Source organism: Armatimonadota bacterium (genome assembly GCA_028871815.1).
Taxonomy (GTDB): domain Bacteria; phylum Armatimonadota; class Chthonomonadetes; order Chthonomonadales; family Chthonomonadaceae; genus REEB205.
In genome coordinates this window covers 255,278-270,552 of record JAGWMJ010000002.1, presented here as the reverse complement: position 1 = coordinate 270,552, position 15,275 = coordinate 255,278, and the positions used below count along the sequence as shown (strand labels likewise).

The following is a 15,275-nucleotide window of genomic DNA, read 5'->3' as shown; positions in this document are numbered from 1 at the left end:
ACCCGCGATGTGCGCTCTCTTCACCGGATCATTATACTGAGTCCGCCCGATTCCGGCTCCGCCACAACATCAGGCTTCCGGCTGACCGAGGGCTTCCACGACGGTGGAGCAGAGAGACTCGAACGATTCCCGGACCGCATTGTCATCCGCGCCCTGAACCATAATCCGGATTAGCGGTTCCGTACCGGACGCGCGTACCGAAACCCACGCTGGATTGCCGACTTTGCAGGCCGCCGCCTTGATGGCGGATGCGATGCGCTCGTTGGTTGTAAGCCCCTCCTTACTGCGGACTTCGATGCTTGTGAGCATCTGGGGCCGCTCTTTGACTGTGGCAGCGAGCTGCGAGAGCTTCTTGCCGGTCCGGAGCATTACTGAGAGCGTCTGGATCGCGGTAACAATGCCATCGCCCGTGGGTGTCAGGTGCGGCAGCAGAATGTGGCCGCTCTGTTCGCCTCCAACGGCCGCTTCCTGCGTTTTCATCGCTTCGGCCACGTATCGATCGCCGACGTTGGTCCGGTGCAGGTGCGCGCCAAACTCGGCAAGTGCCTCTTCGAGCCCGACATTACTCATGATAGTTGCAACAACAACATTGTTAGTCAGGCCACCACGCGCCGCCAAATCCTGCGCGATAATCGCCATGATGTGATCGCCGTTGACGATCGATCCCACCTCGTCTGCGAGTATCGCCCGATCGGCATCGCCATCAAACGCCACGCCAGCCTGCGCGTCTGCCGCCGCCACAACGGCCGCCATGGATTTCGGATGCGTGGAACCGCAATCCGCGTTGATGTTAATGCCATCGGGCTCGGCATGTTCTACGATCACCTCGGCGCCGAGCGCGCGAAAGATATCGGGCGCTAGTTCACTGGCCGCGCCGTTTGCGCAATCGAGGACGATACGTAGGCCCTTCAACGCGTCTTGTGTCTCCGCGACGCGAAGCACCGCATCTACATACTGCTCGCGTTTTTCCGGCATATGCCGTATTCGCCCAACCGCGTGGGCCACCGCCCTTGGCGCGTCAACTAGCCGTTGGGCCAGCGCTCCTATCTCGTCTTCAACGTCATCTGCCAGTTTATGGCCGTCCGCACCAAAGAGCTTGATGCCGTTGTCACAATAGGGATTATGCGAGGCCGAAATCACCGCGCCGGCCAGAGCACGTTCGGCAAGGACTAGACGCGCGACGCCGGGCGTCGGTAGAACGCCAACGCAGACGCTTGAGACACCAACAGCGGCAAAACCGCTGCACAACGCGGCCTCCAGCATCTCGCCACTGATGCGCGTATCACGCCCAACGATCACGTTTTTCGCGGTGCTGTGGCGCTGTAGAACTACGCCAGCCGCCATGCCGAGGGCCATCGCCAGCTCGCCGGTGAGGTCCTGATTGGCGACGCCGCGCACTCCATCCGTACCAAATAGGCGCGTCTCCGTCACCGTTCCGAGACCTTCACAAGGGCATGCCGAAGCACCTGATCGTGCATCCGATACCCGCGCTGAACTTCCTCAGCAACCGTATTCACCGGCAGGTCAGGACGGTGGGTTTGCCCAACGGCCTCATGAAGCGCGGTATCGAACGGCATCCCAACCGCCTCAATCGGCGTAACGCCGGACTTCTCCAGAACGCCGGTCAAAAGCTTCATCGTCGCCCGAACTCCGGTGACCAACGCGTCGAAGTTGGCCGATTGCTCTGCGGCCGCCAGCGCCCGCTCAAAGTTATCGAGCACAGGTAGAAGCAGAGCGACGACCTCGCGACCGCCGAAGCGCGCCTGTTCGCGCGCCTCTTCCTCTTTGCGCCGGCGAAAGTTCTGAAAGCTGGCGCGCTCGTACAGCAGGTCGGATTTTGCGGATTCCGCGGCTGCCTGCGCCGCAGCAAGTTCGACCTGAAGTTGAGCTACCGCGGCTGCCGTTTCCGATGGACCCGGCGGGTCGGCATCGGCCGGGTCGGCCAGAGGCGCGATATCATCGGCGGATCCAACCTCTGATGGTCGCTTCAGAGGTTCGCCGTCGTCACCCGGTATGTTCCTACGCATCCTGCCTTCTGCTCCTTGCTTCAACCAACTCCGACGGGTAGCGCTGCGAGGCGCCCATGCCCGTGGCGCCGAACCGCCGGCAGGTGTCGCGACACTGCCGCCGAACGTTCATCGTGAGCGGTCACTACACAGCGCGGGAACGGCTAAGCGTGAATCGTGGGCCGTGCAGGCGCCGGAGGGCGACTTGACCGCCTAATCCCAGGACTTGCTCACCTGCGTCAACGCTTGCGATAATGAGTTCGCCATCAAATTAACGGCCGCTGCAGCCCGGTCGTAATGGAGGCGCGTCGGTCCAAACACGCCCAGGTAACCCGCTGTGCGCCCGCCGATCTGGTAGGTGGTGCAAACCACGCTGCACGCCTGCATCGCCTCGTGACTGTTCTCCTTACCGATGGAAACCATGAGCCTGCCGGGGCGAGCGGTTGCGGCGAGGATGCGGTAAAGCGCGTTATGCTGATCGAGGATCCGCAGGAGAGCTTCCAGCCGCTCGGCATCGCGGAATTCAGGCTGGTGGAGCAGTTGATTGGTGCCTTCCAGCCAGACACGCTGGCGACTTAGCGAGGCTGCCACGCCCTGCAGGGCTTCCAGAGCGCGCTGTGCCACGACGGCCGAGGGCGTGTTAGCGCTGTTCGCCTGGAGGTGCACCAAGCCGAGTTGTCGAAGCGCCTTGCCGGCCACGACAGCATTCACCTGCCTGGCAGCAAGCTCGACGCACTGGGCCGTAGTCGGCCCGCTCTGCTCCAACATGCTATGCTCCACCTTACCGTTCGAGAATACGGCAACTAGAAGCACGCTGCGGGGTGGAACCAGCGAAAGGAACACCTGGCGAAGATAGGTGGAGTTGGTATCGGGATTGCTTGCAACCGCCGGATACGATGTGAGCCGAGTCAGAATTCGGCAGGTTTCGAGGAGGATCGCATCGACTTCCGCCTTTGCGCGCCGGCATGCGCGCTGAGCGGTCTGTGCTTCCGAGGCCGGCACAGCGTCTGGAATGTCCATGAGCTGGTCCACATAGTAGCGGTATCCCCGCTCCGTTGGGACGCGACCTGCCGAAACGTGTGGTTGGCGGAGGAAGCCCAGGTCGTCGAGGTCGGACAACTCGTTGCGAACGGTTGCCGATTTCCATGTGATGCTGAAGGCATCAATCAGACGGTCCGACCCGACGGGCCGGTTCGTGTTGACAAAATCCCGGACGACTGCCTTGAGAACCACCCCTTTCCGTGCGTCCAGTTCACTCATGGTGAAGCCTGGGCGCCGGCTGGCTCAGTGATTGCATACCACCATTATATTCGCGCCTAATTCGGCAAGTCAAGGATTGGCGGCCCGGAAGCTTACTAGTGGCGATAGCCCTGGGCCGTAATGGCAAGGCCATCACTCAGTGTAAGGTGAGGATGGAATTCAAGCAGAGTAGCGGCTCGAGACGTGTTTGCGACGGAGTCATGGATATCGCCAATCCGGGCCGGCTCATAGACCGCATCGATGTTAACCCCGAGCACTTCGCGCATCAGATTGAGCAGCTGGTTGATCGACGTCGCTCCGCCGCCTGCAATATTGAACACGTTGCCAATAGCTGCTTCCTGCACTACCGTGGCGGCAAGAACGTTGGCGCGCGCCACATCGGAGGCGTGCAGGAAATCACGCGTCTGCTCGCCGTTACCGTACACCACCGGATGTTGGCCGGAAGCGAGGCGAGTGAGGAACCGGGGTATGACCGCAGCGTACGCGGAGTTTGGATCTTGTCGCGCCCCGTACACGTTGAAGTAGCGCAGGCTAACGGTTTCCAGGCCGTACAATTGGAAAAACAGGCGGCAGTAGTGCTCACCGCACAGCTTTTGCAGCCCATAGGGCGAGGTCGGTACCGGCAAGGTATCCTCCGGAGTCGGCAATACTATGGTATCGCCATAAACCGCCGAAGAACTGGAGAATACCACGCGCTCCGCACCCGTCTCGCGGGCGGCCATCAGGATGTTCAGTGTGCCGTTGATATTGACTTCGTGGGCCCTATGCGGCTGTTCCACCGACTCGGGCACTGAAACCAACGCGGCAAGGTGAAACACGGTTTGCATCCCGCTGCATGCCTCGTGGCAAGTGGCGGCATCCCGCACGTCACCCTCCATCACCTCTATCCGGTTTTCGATTCCGTGAAGGTTGTGCCGATTGCCGCTGGTGAAGTTATCGAGAATGCGGACGCGCGCGCCGTGCTCTAGAAGCGCATGCACCAGGTGCGATCCGATGAACCCGGCCCCGCCGGTAACCAGGCAGCTATTCAGCGGTCGTGACATATTGGTACCGTATGAGGATGAATGCTACTTTGCACCGCTGCCGGTTGTGCGTAGCGGCGCTGGAGGTATTGGAGCCGACGTGTCGGCAGCCGGATAGAGCACCTGCTGGACGTTTTGATCCTGTGTAATCTCGCCATTGGCAAGCAACGAAATATAGGTGAGATGGCGCTGCGTAACGGGTCCAATGGTCAGGTCGCCTTCACCGGCAAAGAACTGAACGATTGGCGCGTGAGGATTGGTTGCAGGGCCGGGCCGAATATAGATTGCTTGAGGCTGACTGCATTCCGTGCAGGTTGTCGGATCCTCATCGGCAGGCGGAATGAATGGCAGTACCGCGTCCAGTGTTTTGGGATACGCCCCCTTGTGCGCGCGACGATACAGGTCCATCCCTTCGCGGAGGTACCAGAGTTTGCGGGCAGCGGGCGTAGTAGCCTCCGCGCTTCGCACGATATTTCCGAATCCCCCGTGCTTGTTCAGGTTGCTGACGCCAATTATGCCTATAACGACCAGGATGACAACCAGCGCTCCACATCCCAGGATTCCCGGTACCAGACATCCACTGCCGCCGCGACGTCGGACGGGCACAGGCGGAGTCACATTCGGCATAGGCGGAGGGGCGGTTGGCATCATCTCAGGCAGATCCTCCGGTGGCGAGGTGCATAACAGCCTCCTGCGTCGCCTGATCGCGGCTCAGCTCCCCGGCGACCGATCCTTCGTGCATCACCAGTATACGGTCGCTCATCCCCAAAACCTCGGGCAACTCCGACGATATCATGATGATGGCACAGCCCTGCGCGGCAAGTTGGTTCATCAGCTTATAAATCTCGCTCTTAGCCCCAACGTCGATACCGCGTGTCGGCTCGTCAAAGATTAGCACGCGCGAGCCGGTAAATAGCCACTTTGCCAACACCACTTTCTGCTGGTTGCCTCCCGAGAGATTGCGCACGGTCTGTTCAATGCTGGGAGTACGGATGTCGAGGCTCGCTCGGTACTCCTCTGCGACTGCGCGCTCCTGGGGACGCTTCACGAAGCCCATCCAGCACAGCGATTGCAGGTTGGCAAGCGTCGTGTTTTCTCGGACAGCCATCGGCAGAACGAGGCCCTGTTCCTTCCGGTCCTCGGTGACCAGGCCGATTCCGAAACGTATCGCATCTCGTGGTGACCTTATGACGACCGGCTTGCCATCGATCCGTATCTCGCCGCTATCGATTGGATCGGCGCCAAATAGTGCTCGTGCCGTTTCTGTGCGCCCTGCGCCAACCAGCCCGGCCATACCCAGGATTTCGCCTTTTCGGACGGATAGCGAGACGTTGTGGAGAATGCCCTTGCGGTTCAGCCCGCGAACTTCCAGCGCGGCTTCCCCGGGCACCGCGGCCTTCTTAGGGATAGCCTCTTTCAGCTCACGTCCGACCATCAGCCGGATAATCTCATCGCGGGAGAGCTCGTTTACAGGCCGCGTATCGATCACCTTGCCATCGCGCATAACCGTTGCCCGATCACATACTTCAAAAACCTCCTCCAGTCGGTGCGAGATGTAGATGACGCTTACCGCGGAGGCGCGCAGCTGCCGTACCAGAGTGAACAGGGCTTCCAACTCGTGCTGCGTAAGCGTGGCGCTCGGTTCATCCATGACGATGATGCGCGACTTGCGGCTCGTTGCCTTCGCAATCTCCACCATCTGCTGCTGCGCAACGCTAAGTCGATTGACCGGCGTTCGCGCCGAGAGCTTAACACCCAGGCTATCGAGGATTCGCTGCGATTCTCCGTACAATCGGGCATAGTCTACAAATCCGGGTATGCGCGACCGTGGCTCCTGACCGAGGAAAATGTTCTCCCCGGCTGACAAGTAGGGAACCAGGTTGAACTCCTGGTAGATGATCGCGATGCCGAGTTCCATCGCTTTCTGCGGCGTGTCGGCGGAAACATGCGCGCCATTCAGGAGAATCTCTCCGGCATTGGCCCGCACTGCGCCGGCCAGGATTTTGACCAGCGTGGATTTGCCGGCGCCATTTTCGCCCAGAAGCGCATGCACTTCGCCGGGCATCACGGTAAGGGACACATTATCCAGCGCCAGCACGCCGGGATACTGTTTCGTGATTCCGCGCATTTCGAGCGCGGGAGGCTGGAGTTGTGTCTCAGTTTGTGTCATCTGCCAATATTACGATATAGATACGGCAGCACCTGCCCATATACCTGTTGGCCCGGCAGCCCGGTATCGCGGCGTCAGGGCTGGTGCACCAGGCTGTTCAGCGCCTGCTCGGCGGGAGTGAGCTCGGGGTTCAGCATCAGCGCCTGCTTGTACTGGGTGATGGCTTCCGAATTGTCTCCGAGTTTTTGCTCAATGTCACCAATGCGGAAGTGCGCCATAGCCTGCGTTACGCGGTCAGCTCCGGCGTCGGCGGCAATCTGGCGGTAGATGGGCAGCGCGCTGCCGGTTTGACCCTGCAGCACATAGATCTCGGCCATCTGTCCCAATGTGCTCAAATCGTTCGGACGGTCCTTCAGTACCGTTTGATACACTTGCAGTGCCAATGCGTACCGGGCCTGGCGAACGTACCGCTGCGCCAGTAGTGCGCGTACTGAGTCGCGCTCATCGGGCGTCAACGTAGTGTTCGCAATGAGAGTCGTGTAAACGAGGTCGGCCGCCGAGGTCTGTTTGGCTTCATCGAGCCGGTCCGCCAGCTCGGTCTGGGCATTGAGGTCCGCAGGATTCCTGGCGGCGATCTCCTGATACACAGCTAGCGCCTGCTCCGGCCTGTTCTGGCTGTCGAGCAGTTGAGCCCAGGCAAGGAGCACCTTCTGGTTGGAATCGTGCTGTTTGGCAAAGGCCGAGAGCCACGACCAGCCTGCATTCTCGTCTTTGCGGGCTGCATAGGCATTTACGATCGCCTGCATGGCCGTCCGCCTGTCTGGGAACTGGGTTAACCGCGCTTTAAGCCATGCGAGATACTGATCCTGTTTGCCCTGTTTGGCATAGAGCAGCGCGAGCTCCGCATACGTTTGATCCTGCTCGGGGATGCGGTTCAACTCCGTCTCAAATGCCGCTTGCGCCTGCGGATACCTTCCCAGCCGCATCAACGCTACCGCACGACGATCCTCCGCCCAGTACGCCTGCGGGTTCTGCTTGAGGAGCCGGTCGTACGTAGTTACCGCGTCTGCATCCCGGCCGACCAGTTCGTAGAGCTGCGCCAGCACTGAGTTAAGTCGCGGATCTTTACCGTACTTTGGCGTCAGCGCTTCATACACGGCCAGCGCTTTCGGCAGCTGGTTTTTGCGCTGGTACAGGTCGCCGGCCTTCATCGCATCGGGCAGCGGATCTACCGAGCGCGCAGCAGCGCTCTGCCATGCCGCGGCTGACTTGTCGATCAGATTCTGCTGCTCGTAAATAGCGGCCAGATGTTCCCACGGCTCTGCCATTCCCGGCGCTTTCGCCGCGAGTTGTTCGTACTGCTGCGCCGCCATCGCCAGGTTCTTCTGTTTGAGATAGATGGCAGCGATACCATCCCACGCTTCCGTATTTACGGCGATGTGGTTGGCGTTTGCCATTGCCATATCACGCTTTTTCAGCTCTCGCAGCCACTTGAGTTCGCCTTCTGTATCACCAGCGTCGTGGTGAATATTGGCGAGGCCGCGCAGCGCATCCAGTTGCTCGGCCTGAACGGCTGCCGCCACCTGACCGCGCATGGCGGGTGTTGGCGCTGTCGCGCCACTGGGATCCAGCTGAAGCACCTGGTGCAGCTGCGCCGTGGCCGCAGCGGTCTGCTTCAACTTGAGCTCATCCTTTGCCAGTGACACCATGACGCTGCCGCTCTGCGGCTGGTGCTTCAGCAGAGCGCGCCACTCATCCGCTGCGGCTGCGAACCTACCTGCAGCCTCCAATGCGCCGGCCGGCTCCGCGTAGCCATTCGGGTCATTGGGCTTCAATTGGCTGTATTCATGCCACGTTGCGGCAACCTGGTCGACGTTCCGCTGCATCCCATAGACGCGTGCTATGTGGCTGTAGAGGTCGTAGTCGCCCGGTTTCTGCGTTAGCAGCTTCCTGTAGATAGCAATCGCATCATTATATCGCAGCATCTTCTCATCGAGATCGGCCAGGTCGACGTTGATCGAGAGGTCGTTCGGGCTGGCGGCCAGCGCCGCCTGGAAATGCCGTTCCGCCGACGCCAGCTCCGCGGCGCGTTGTGCCGGGTCGTGCAGCGAAAAGGCGTCCTGAGCTTCGGCATCCGCCAGGCCCGCGGCGACTTTTGGCGCCTTGTTATGTTTATAAACCAGTAGAAACTGCTGGCGCGCCGCAGCACCGTTGCCGATTGCACTGTAGAGCTGGCCCATGTTGAGGTGAGCGGCATCGAGGTTTGGCGCCACCTCCAACACGTTGATGTAGGCGGTTATTGCCTCCTGCACGCGGCCCAGCCGTTGAAGTATGAGTGCCCGATTGAACATCGCGTTCGCGTTGCGCGGATCCTGCTTTACGATGCCGTCGTACACCTTCAGGGCGCCGTTGAAATCCTTCTGGTGATATTGAATGCCGGCAACAAGCAGCTCCGCCTGAAGGGATCCGTGGGAAAGTGCGCTGGCTTTTTCGGCATGTACCAACGCCTCGGCGTATTTGCCGGCAGCATCCAGAATCGCTGCGTAGTCCAGCTGTGCACGGGGATTATCGGGCGCCAGATGCTCCGCGGCTGCAAACTGCGGTGCAGCAGCGGCCAGATTCTTGTGATTGACAAAGTTCACGCCGAGGATAAAGTGGGCCGCGGCCGCCACCCCCGGCGCAGGATGCAGCTTGAGCGCCTTTTCGGCCAGCGTGGCGGCCTCGTCGGTCCGGTGCTGGCCGCTGTCGAGATTGGCAAGCTCCACGAGAATCGCTGGATTGGCCGGCTCAAGCTGCACCAGGTGGCTCAACGCGTCGAGCTCGTGCGTCGTATCGGCGGTCTTGCTGTAGAGAATCGCGAGGTTTTGCCACGAACCAGCTAGTTGAGCCGGCGGCAGATGCGCCGCAACAGCAGCCACCTGAAACTTCTGCCACGCTGAGATCGCTTCCGAGTTATGGTTCTGTTTCTGCAGCGTCAGCGCTGTTTGAAGAAGAGCTCCGGCTCGACGCATGGCCGGCGAGAGAGCAGGCGGCACAGCGGGCGGGGGCTTTTGAGCGTTCGCAAATCCAGCGGAGCAGGCCCAAACGGCGACGACGGCTGCAACAGTTGCCGAAGCTCGCATGCTTATATTATGACGACACCAATCGCACCTGCTCGGCATACCGGCCACCAGTCCCCGTGTGGAATGCCTGTGAAGATACTTCACAGGCGCAGCGGGCGTCAAGCAATCCCCAGTTCGTAAAAGAAGCAGACGGACTTCTGTTATCTTTATCACAGAATCGAAACCCCCGGGAACACGCCGCGGTCTAAACCGGTGGCCGACCAAGCTAAGCGAGCGCGGCAGCAGGGCGCCCGCGATACGGCCGGCGACTCGCTCCACCAGTTTGGAATACTGACATTGGCAGAAGGATGTTCTCATGACACCATTGACCGCAGAACAGACAGATATTGAGCTGCGGCTTGACCGAGTTGGCAACCGGCGAACGCGCGTTCGCGTTGCACTGAGGGCAGCAGCGGCGCCATTGATACCGCTGCGACCAGCAGCTGAATCTCGGGAGCGGTGTCGCGCAGCTGCCCGGCGATTGATGGGACAAACCGCCCAGCAGCGTGAGCTTTACCGGCTGGAACAGTTGATCGGCCTACTGGAGAGCCGTGCGACGACACGGCGGCGAATGAAATCGGCATCCGGCTGCCGGAGCCGCTTGAGTCAACTGGCCAGGCTGCGGGCGGCGCATGCCAACTACGTCCTGGCCACCCACTGTTCGCTTCGCCGTGTGGCCCAGGGAGCATGGTTGGACGAGAAGTACCTGTAGCGCTCTATCAGCGCGCGCCATGCGGCTCACACATTCAGCAAATGCGACGCCCTCTCAGTTGAGAGCGTCGCATTTGCGTTTTACTGATCCCAACTGAGCCGGCCGTTGATCGAGATGCTGTAGGTAGCCTGGTGGTGCGTGATGGCATAAAGCGACCATATCGTTTCGGCTGCGAACTCGGCAACGATGATACCGATAGCGACCTGGTGCAGTTTATCGTGCCCTTTCAAGCCATAGATGCGCTCTACGAAGACCTTGACAATGAGAACGATCACCAGGCCGAACCAGAAGTAGTCCAGGCCGAAGTTCATGGCCAGCGCGTAGCCGACCGGGTGCAGCGGGAAACCCGGGAACTGGAAACGGATCAGGTCGAGCAGAGCCACAATCGCAAAACCAACTACGACGAACACGATCGCAACCACATTGGGTCCCTTGTGCTGGTTCGTGATTTGCGAAACGATGTCCGCCCTCCCACCACCGGCCTGTTGGGCGCCGAAATGGTAGCCGCGATAGATATAAACAAGATGCCCGAGGAGACAGCCAACCACTGTTGCCAGGAGGACGGCCACAAAGATCGCGCGCTGGTTGAATTGGGCCGTCTCACCCATTTTCATCGACTCAAGCTGTGAGGGCATGGGATGCGTACGGTGAATACGATTGAACACGTAGAACGTGGTTACGGTGCGGCTGAGCCCTGCGACCGGCAGTGAACTGCTGCCGACAAAGTCCACGAGCATCTGATTTGGGCCCATGAAGGCCATCTCGTGGGAGGGAGCGCCGATTTGAGCGCGCAGGCGCGTGAGAGCAACACTGAACATGAGGAACAGAAAGACCTCAAAGGCGACCATCCATAGCGGAATCCCGATTTTGCTGCTTATCCAGGCGATTGCTCCCAGTGACAGGATGAGGCCGATAAACGCGATGCGGTGCGGCACGCCGGTGCCGTTCTCATCTCGTCCGGTCCAGATCTGTCGCCATACATCCTTCAGGTAGCTTCGCGCAACCCAGATGGCGCCTACAAACAGAGCGAGAAAGGCGCCCCAACTCTGCTCGCTGAAGTACGGCGGACCGGGTACCAAACTGCCTCCTCCGAAAACGCCGGCGCTGTCGGTATAGCCAATGGCGTAAGTAAATACCTGCATGGCCTTACGAAAAAAGAAGAAGAAGATGCAGGAGAAGAGCAGATCGGTGGGCATAAAGAATCCGATGGCCGCCATGTATGGAAAGATACCGATCGGCGTCCAACCAATGGCGCTAAACGGCGGATTCGGCAGGAACTGGGATAGATCGCCAATAAACCGCACATTGATCTGCGGCACACTGGGAAACATGAAGTGGAAGCCATTGAGCATGTCGATAGCAAACATCGCAAAAAACGCGACGTAGCAGTACTTGCTCCGCCATACATTCGATCGACCGGCACCAACAGCGATAACAGCCATTGGAACTTGGATGATAGGAAAACTGAGCTTTTCGCGATTGGTCCACTCATCGCGCATCAGACTATTGATGCAGAGCATGCCGCCGCAGATGCAGACAATCAGTGTGGTCCACGACAGGATGTATCGCCACCAAAGATGGAGATGCGCCCAGAACCAGGCGAAGTTGTAGCCACCGTACCCATAGTCCTTATAGAGCTTCGCGTCCTTTACCGGAATAAAAAACCACTTGCTCGTATATGGATTGATGTAGGTATCGAAGGCGGTGTTCTGCTTGTGCTGCAGAGCAAATGACTGGATTGCGGGATTGACAACGCTCATCCACTCGGCGCACATGGTGCAGACCACCGTGTGCATGGCATAAAAAATGATGAGCTCGCCTTCTCGCAACGCAGCCTTTGGGGCGAGCCTGCGTACAACCAGGTTGATGCAGGCGATCACCAGCGTCATCGCCAGAGGCGGCACCATCAGTGAGAAGATCACATCCATGCCCTGATCGGCCGTCCAGTACGCCGTCAGCGGGGCAAGGAGAAACGCAAGCGCCATGGCACGAGGGCTGAGCCACCGTGCCCGGATCGGTTCTTGAGGAGTAACAGTGTCGGCGACTGGGGGAGAATGCCGGCTGGATTCCGGAGAGACTGCCAAAAACGGCTCCTGCAAGGCAGAGCGGGCTCCTGGTACCAGCTGGCTCGCCGCATGCCCCAACACGCGCATATTCTGCGGGAGCCGCCTTCATTCCTTGTTGGCAGCATCCGGATACCGCTGCGCCACGGGGCGGGCTGGCGTCCGGCTGCTATTCGCCGCCTTGGACCGATGGCCCGGCAGCAGTCGCACGTTGTGCCGCGGCGGCTATACTAATCAGCAGGACCTAGCTCGCCATGCCGAAAACGACCCCATTAAAACTCCTGGCTCTCATCCTTGGCTCTAGCGCGTTGTGGTTGAATGGTATGGTTCATCAGAAGCCCGAGTTGACTATTCCGGCCTACACGGCCTACTCCGTTCCCAACCCATTGGGGCTGCAGATTTCCGCCGACGGCGTCACCGGCTGGCGCGATGGCTCGAATCATGTGGTGTGGTACGGTCACTTTGAGAACACAGGCCGCCTGCACGTGCAGATTTCGGTTGCCCTGGCTGTAGGCTCATCCGCGACGCTGCAGGTTCAATGCTTACACCGCAAATCGCAGAATACGGTAACCGGTCGCGGAATCGCGGCTCCGGTCAATGCCGATTTTGGCGAGTTCCAGATCACACGGCCCGGCTATGTACCGATCGTCTTGAGCGGTCTCGCAAAGTCCGGCCCGTCTTTCGGACGCATTGGCAGCCTGACGATATCCGGTGACGCCTCGGATGGCGCGCACTTCAACACCGCTGAGCGGCGGAACAGCGCCTCGGTTCACCTCTTCTATCCAACTCCGGCCGGCGCCGGCGTTGACCTTTTCTACAACGAGGTGACGCCGGTTGCCGATCCGTTATGGACCTATTACATGGCCTGCGGATTCGACCGCGGCTACTTTGGCATTCAGGTGAACAGTCCAACCGAACGGCGCATTATCTTCTCGGTGTGGGATGCGGGTAATGAGGCCGTAAGCCGCAGCAAGGTGGCACAGTCAAACCGCGTTACACTGTTGGCAAAGGGTGATGGCGTGTATGCCGGCAGCTTCGGTAATGAAGGTACGGGCGGTCACAGTCACCTCGTGTTTCCGTGGCTGGCCGGAAAGACCTACCGATTGGCGGTTACGGCAAAGGTTGAGGGCGATAGCACGATTTATACCGCCTGGTTCTGGTTTCCGGATCCCGGGCAATGGCGGTTGATCGCCCGATTCAGCGCGCCACATGATGGCCACTGGCTGCGCGGTCTGTACTCTTTCGATGAGGACTTTGGCGGTGACAACGGCAACTTACCGCGGCTTGCGCGCTTTGGTGGCGGCTGGCTGCATACAACAGATGGCAAGTGGCTGCCGCTAACCGAAGCAAGCTTCAGCCACGATGGCACCGGTAAAACCGAGCGCAAGGACTATGGCGGCGGCGTGAGCGGCAATCGCTTTTATCTGGCGACAGGCGGGTTCATAAAGCGGCCGCCGGTCCACTACGGTGAGCCGTTCAGCGTTAGGGCCCGTCGGTATCCGCCGAGCGACCTTGCGGGCCTCCTGCCCAGGTAACAGGTCGGTCGGCCACGGTAGTGGCTCCGGAGGATTCCCATGGCTTTCATCAGTAAGTGGCTGCACGTGATGAGCATTATTGGCGTTCTGGGCGGCAGCTTCTTTATGTGGCTGTTACTGTGCACGATAACCGTAGCCCCGGAATCTCCCGCGGCGGATCTCATCAAGGCGCAGTGGCGCAAGGCAGGTATGGCTTTGATGGGTCTTTGGGTAGTGGTGCTGGTCACCGGGTTCTACAACTACTATGTTGTGTCGCCCCATGTTGCCGCGACATATCACATGCTTGTGGGCATGAAGATCGGCATCGTGATGCTGATGCTGGTGCTGTCGGTTGCAATGCTGCACCCGGTCAAGATATTTGCTCCCTTGCAGCAGAAGCGTGCCGTGGGTATGCTCATTCTGGTTCTGCTCGGGATTGTGGTGATTGGCATCTCATCACGACTTAACATGGGTCGCGTCGACGGGAGTCTCCTGCGCAAGCCGGACGCGGCCGTCAGCCCACCGGCGGCTCCTGGGGCCACCGTAACCCCCTAGCCGTGCGGCTTGAGGTAGACGCCCGGCTCGCGCGTGCTCGGCCAGGTTGTATCCGGCCGGCGGCTTAGAATCTCTTCCGGTACCGACCCGGTCCAGTAGTCCGGTATGGTTGCCGGCCGGTCGTACCATCCAAGCAGCAGCGTACGCCTGTTCAGGCTCTGATTGGCACGTGCCGCGTGCAGCATCCGGCCTTCACCAATAACCAGCGAGCCGGCCTTCACCGGCACATCGACCGCGCCGTCAGGCTCGCCGAACAGATGCTGCTCCGACTCCGGAGCGAAATAACTGGCGTCGGTATGGGCCACGGCCAGCTTGTCGTGGAGCGGAATGCGTTGGCGATGTGTACCAGGAATCGCCTGGAAGCAACCGTTCTCCACACTGGTATCTACCAGGTAGTACGATAGAAATAGATACTGCGGCCATGGTGCGGCGCTGATCGGATCGTTCCACTGCGTCCAGTCCTGGTGCCAGTACAGCGCCGGCCCCCCGGGCGGCTTGCTGAGGATGATAAAGCCGCCGCGCGACTTGAAGTCCACAAGCCCCATGGCATCGAGCGCCTGGCGCGCCGCCGGTAACTTGTCGAGCCGGTCGATGACGTCGTTTTCGCTACCACGGACGTGAAGGTCGGATCCCTGGTATTTCCAGTGCTCCGGATGCTCCACAGAATCGAGCAGCCGGTCGGTTTCGACCCGCAGTTCTTCGAGAAGCGATTCCGGCACTACGTTCTCAATCACGCAAAAGCCGTCGTCCGTGAGCTGGCGCCGGTATTTCAGCGCGGTGTCTGTATTCATCAAGCTCCTCTGCGCGAGTCGTTTAGGTTCAGTTTGCCCGTAACTCAAAAGCGGTTCGACGCTCTCAACCCCGCCTCCTGCCACGACCGGCCGACGGCGTACGTATGATGCAGGAGTTTTGAACTCGGCGCGCGAATGCAG

At 59.9% G+C, this 15,275-nt stretch carries 12 protein-coding genes; 3 read left to right on the top strand and 9 right to left on the bottom strand.

The window, feature by feature from the left end; genetic code table 11:
* Positions 1–69: 69 nt before the first annotated feature.
* From glmM to KGJ62_04040, 7 genes are all read right to left on the bottom strand, one after another.
* Positions 70–1,431, bottom strand: coding sequence for a phosphoglucosamine mutase (gene glmM / locus KGJ62_04070; protein ID MDE2125745.1), 1,362 nt, complete (start codon positions 1,429–1,431; stop codon positions 70–72).
* On the bottom strand, positions 1,428–2,027 hold the full coding sequence (locus tag KGJ62_04065; GenBank protein MDE2125744.1) for a nucleotide exchange factor GrpE: 600 nt from the start codon (positions 2,025–2,027) through the stop codon (positions 1,428–1,430). Before KGJ62_04065 ends, glmM begins: the two co-directional genes overlap by 4 nt.
* A 192-nt stretch (positions 2,028–2,219) precedes the next feature.
* Positions 2,220–3,266 carry a heat-inducible transcription repressor HrcA gene (hrcA, locus tag KGJ62_04060; GenBank protein MDE2125743.1) on the bottom strand — a complete coding sequence of 349 codons (1,047 nt, stop codon included), beginning with the start codon at positions 3,264–3,266 and terminating at the stop codon, positions 2,220–2,222.
* Between the two features lie 95 nt (positions 3,267–3,361).
* Entirely contained in the window at positions 3,362–4,309 is a 948-nt protein-coding gene (locus tag KGJ62_04055; protein ID MDE2125742.1) for an SDR family oxidoreductase, read from the bottom strand.
* Positions 4,310–4,333: 24 nt separating this feature from the next.
* Positions 4,334–4,939, bottom strand: a complete 606-nt coding sequence (locus tag KGJ62_04050; GenBank protein ID MDE2125741.1) for a hypothetical protein — start codon at positions 4,937–4,939, stop codon at positions 4,334–4,336.
* A gap of 1 nt (position 4,940) precedes the next feature.
* A complete protein-coding gene (locus tag KGJ62_04045) occupies positions 4,941–6,458 on the bottom strand; it encodes a sugar ABC transporter ATP-binding protein (protein MDE2125740.1) in 1,518 nt (505 codons plus the stop codon).
* Positions 6,459–6,532: 74 nt separating this feature from the next.
* Positions 6,533–9,520, bottom strand: a complete 2,988-nt coding sequence (locus KGJ62_04040; protein ID MDE2125739.1) for a tetratricopeptide repeat protein — start codon at positions 9,518–9,520, stop codon at positions 6,533–6,535.
* A 295-nt stretch (positions 9,521–9,815) separates the two neighbouring features.
* Here KGJ62_04040 and KGJ62_04035 point away from each other — a divergent pair, with 295 nt between their 5' ends.
* Positions 9,816–10,211 carry a hypothetical protein gene (locus KGJ62_04035; GenBank protein MDE2125738.1) on the top strand — a complete coding sequence of 132 codons (396 nt, stop codon included), beginning with the start codon at positions 9,816–9,818 and terminating at the stop codon, positions 10,209–10,211.
* Positions 10,212–10,291: 80 nt separating this feature from the next.
* Here KGJ62_04035 and KGJ62_04030 read toward each other — a convergent pair whose 3' ends face one another.
* On the bottom strand, positions 10,292–12,196 hold the full coding sequence (locus tag KGJ62_04030; protein MDE2125737.1) for a hypothetical protein: 1,905 nt from the start codon (positions 12,194–12,196) through the stop codon (positions 10,292–10,294).
* A 401-nt stretch (positions 12,197–12,597) separates the two neighbouring features.
* Between KGJ62_04030 and KGJ62_04025 the strand changes: the two genes are divergently transcribed.
* A complete protein-coding gene (locus tag KGJ62_04025) occupies positions 12,598–13,809 on the top strand; it encodes a DUF3472 domain-containing protein (protein ID MDE2125736.1) in 1,212 nt (403 codons plus the stop codon).
* A 39-nt stretch (positions 13,810–13,848) separates the two neighbouring features.
* On the top strand, positions 13,849–14,343 hold the full coding sequence (locus KGJ62_04020; protein MDE2125735.1) for a hypothetical protein: 495 nt from the start codon (positions 13,849–13,851) through the stop codon (positions 14,341–14,343).
* On the opposite strand, the gene KGJ62_04015 is transcribed toward KGJ62_04020, so the two are convergent.
* Entirely contained in the window at positions 14,340–15,134 is a 795-nt protein-coding gene (locus tag KGJ62_04015) for a phytanoyl-CoA dioxygenase family protein (GenBank protein MDE2125734.1), read from the bottom strand. The genes KGJ62_04020 and KGJ62_04015 overlap by 4 nt on opposite strands.
* Between the last annotated feature and the right edge of the window lie 141 nt (positions 15,135–15,275).

Excerpts from the sequence above, each read along its gene's own strand:
- KGJ62_04065 (MDE2125744.1), bottom strand. The coding sequence starts at position 2,027 with ATGCGTAGGAACATACCGGGTGACGACGGCGAACCTCTGAAGCGACCA.
- hrcA (MDE2125743.1), bottom strand. The coding sequence starts at position 3,266 with ATGAGTGAACTGGACGCACGGAAAGGGGTGGTTCTCAAGGCAGTCGTC.
- KGJ62_04055 (MDE2125742.1), bottom strand. The coding sequence starts at position 4,309 with ATGTCACGACCGCTGAATAGCTGCCTGGTTACCGGCGGGGCCGGGTTC.
- KGJ62_04050 (MDE2125741.1), bottom strand. The coding sequence starts at position 4,939 with ATGATGCCAACCGCCCCTCCGCCTATGCCGAATGTGACTCCGCCTGTG.
- KGJ62_04045 (MDE2125740.1), bottom strand. The coding sequence starts at position 6,458 with ATGACACAAACTGAGACACAACTCCAGCCTCCCGCGCTCGAAATGCGC.
- KGJ62_04040 (MDE2125739.1), bottom strand. The coding sequence starts at position 9,520 with ATGCGAGCTTCGGCAACTGTTGCAGCCGTCGTCGCCGTTTGGGCCTGC.
- KGJ62_04035 (MDE2125738.1), top strand. The coding sequence starts at position 9,816 with ATGACACCATTGACCGCAGAACAGACAGATATTGAGCTGCGGCTTGAC.
- KGJ62_04030 (MDE2125737.1), bottom strand. The coding sequence starts at position 12,196 with ATGGCGCTTGCGTTTCTCCTTGCCCCGCTGACGGCGTACTGGACGGCC.
- KGJ62_04025 (MDE2125736.1), top strand. The coding sequence starts at position 12,598 with ATGGTTCATCAGAAGCCCGAGTTGACTATTCCGGCCTACACGGCCTAC.
- KGJ62_04020 (MDE2125735.1), top strand. The coding sequence starts at position 13,849 with ATGGCTTTCATCAGTAAGTGGCTGCACGTGATGAGCATTATTGGCGTT.
- KGJ62_04015 (MDE2125734.1), bottom strand. The coding sequence starts at position 15,134 with ATGAATACAGACACCGCGCTGAAATACCGGCGCCAGCTCACGGACGAC.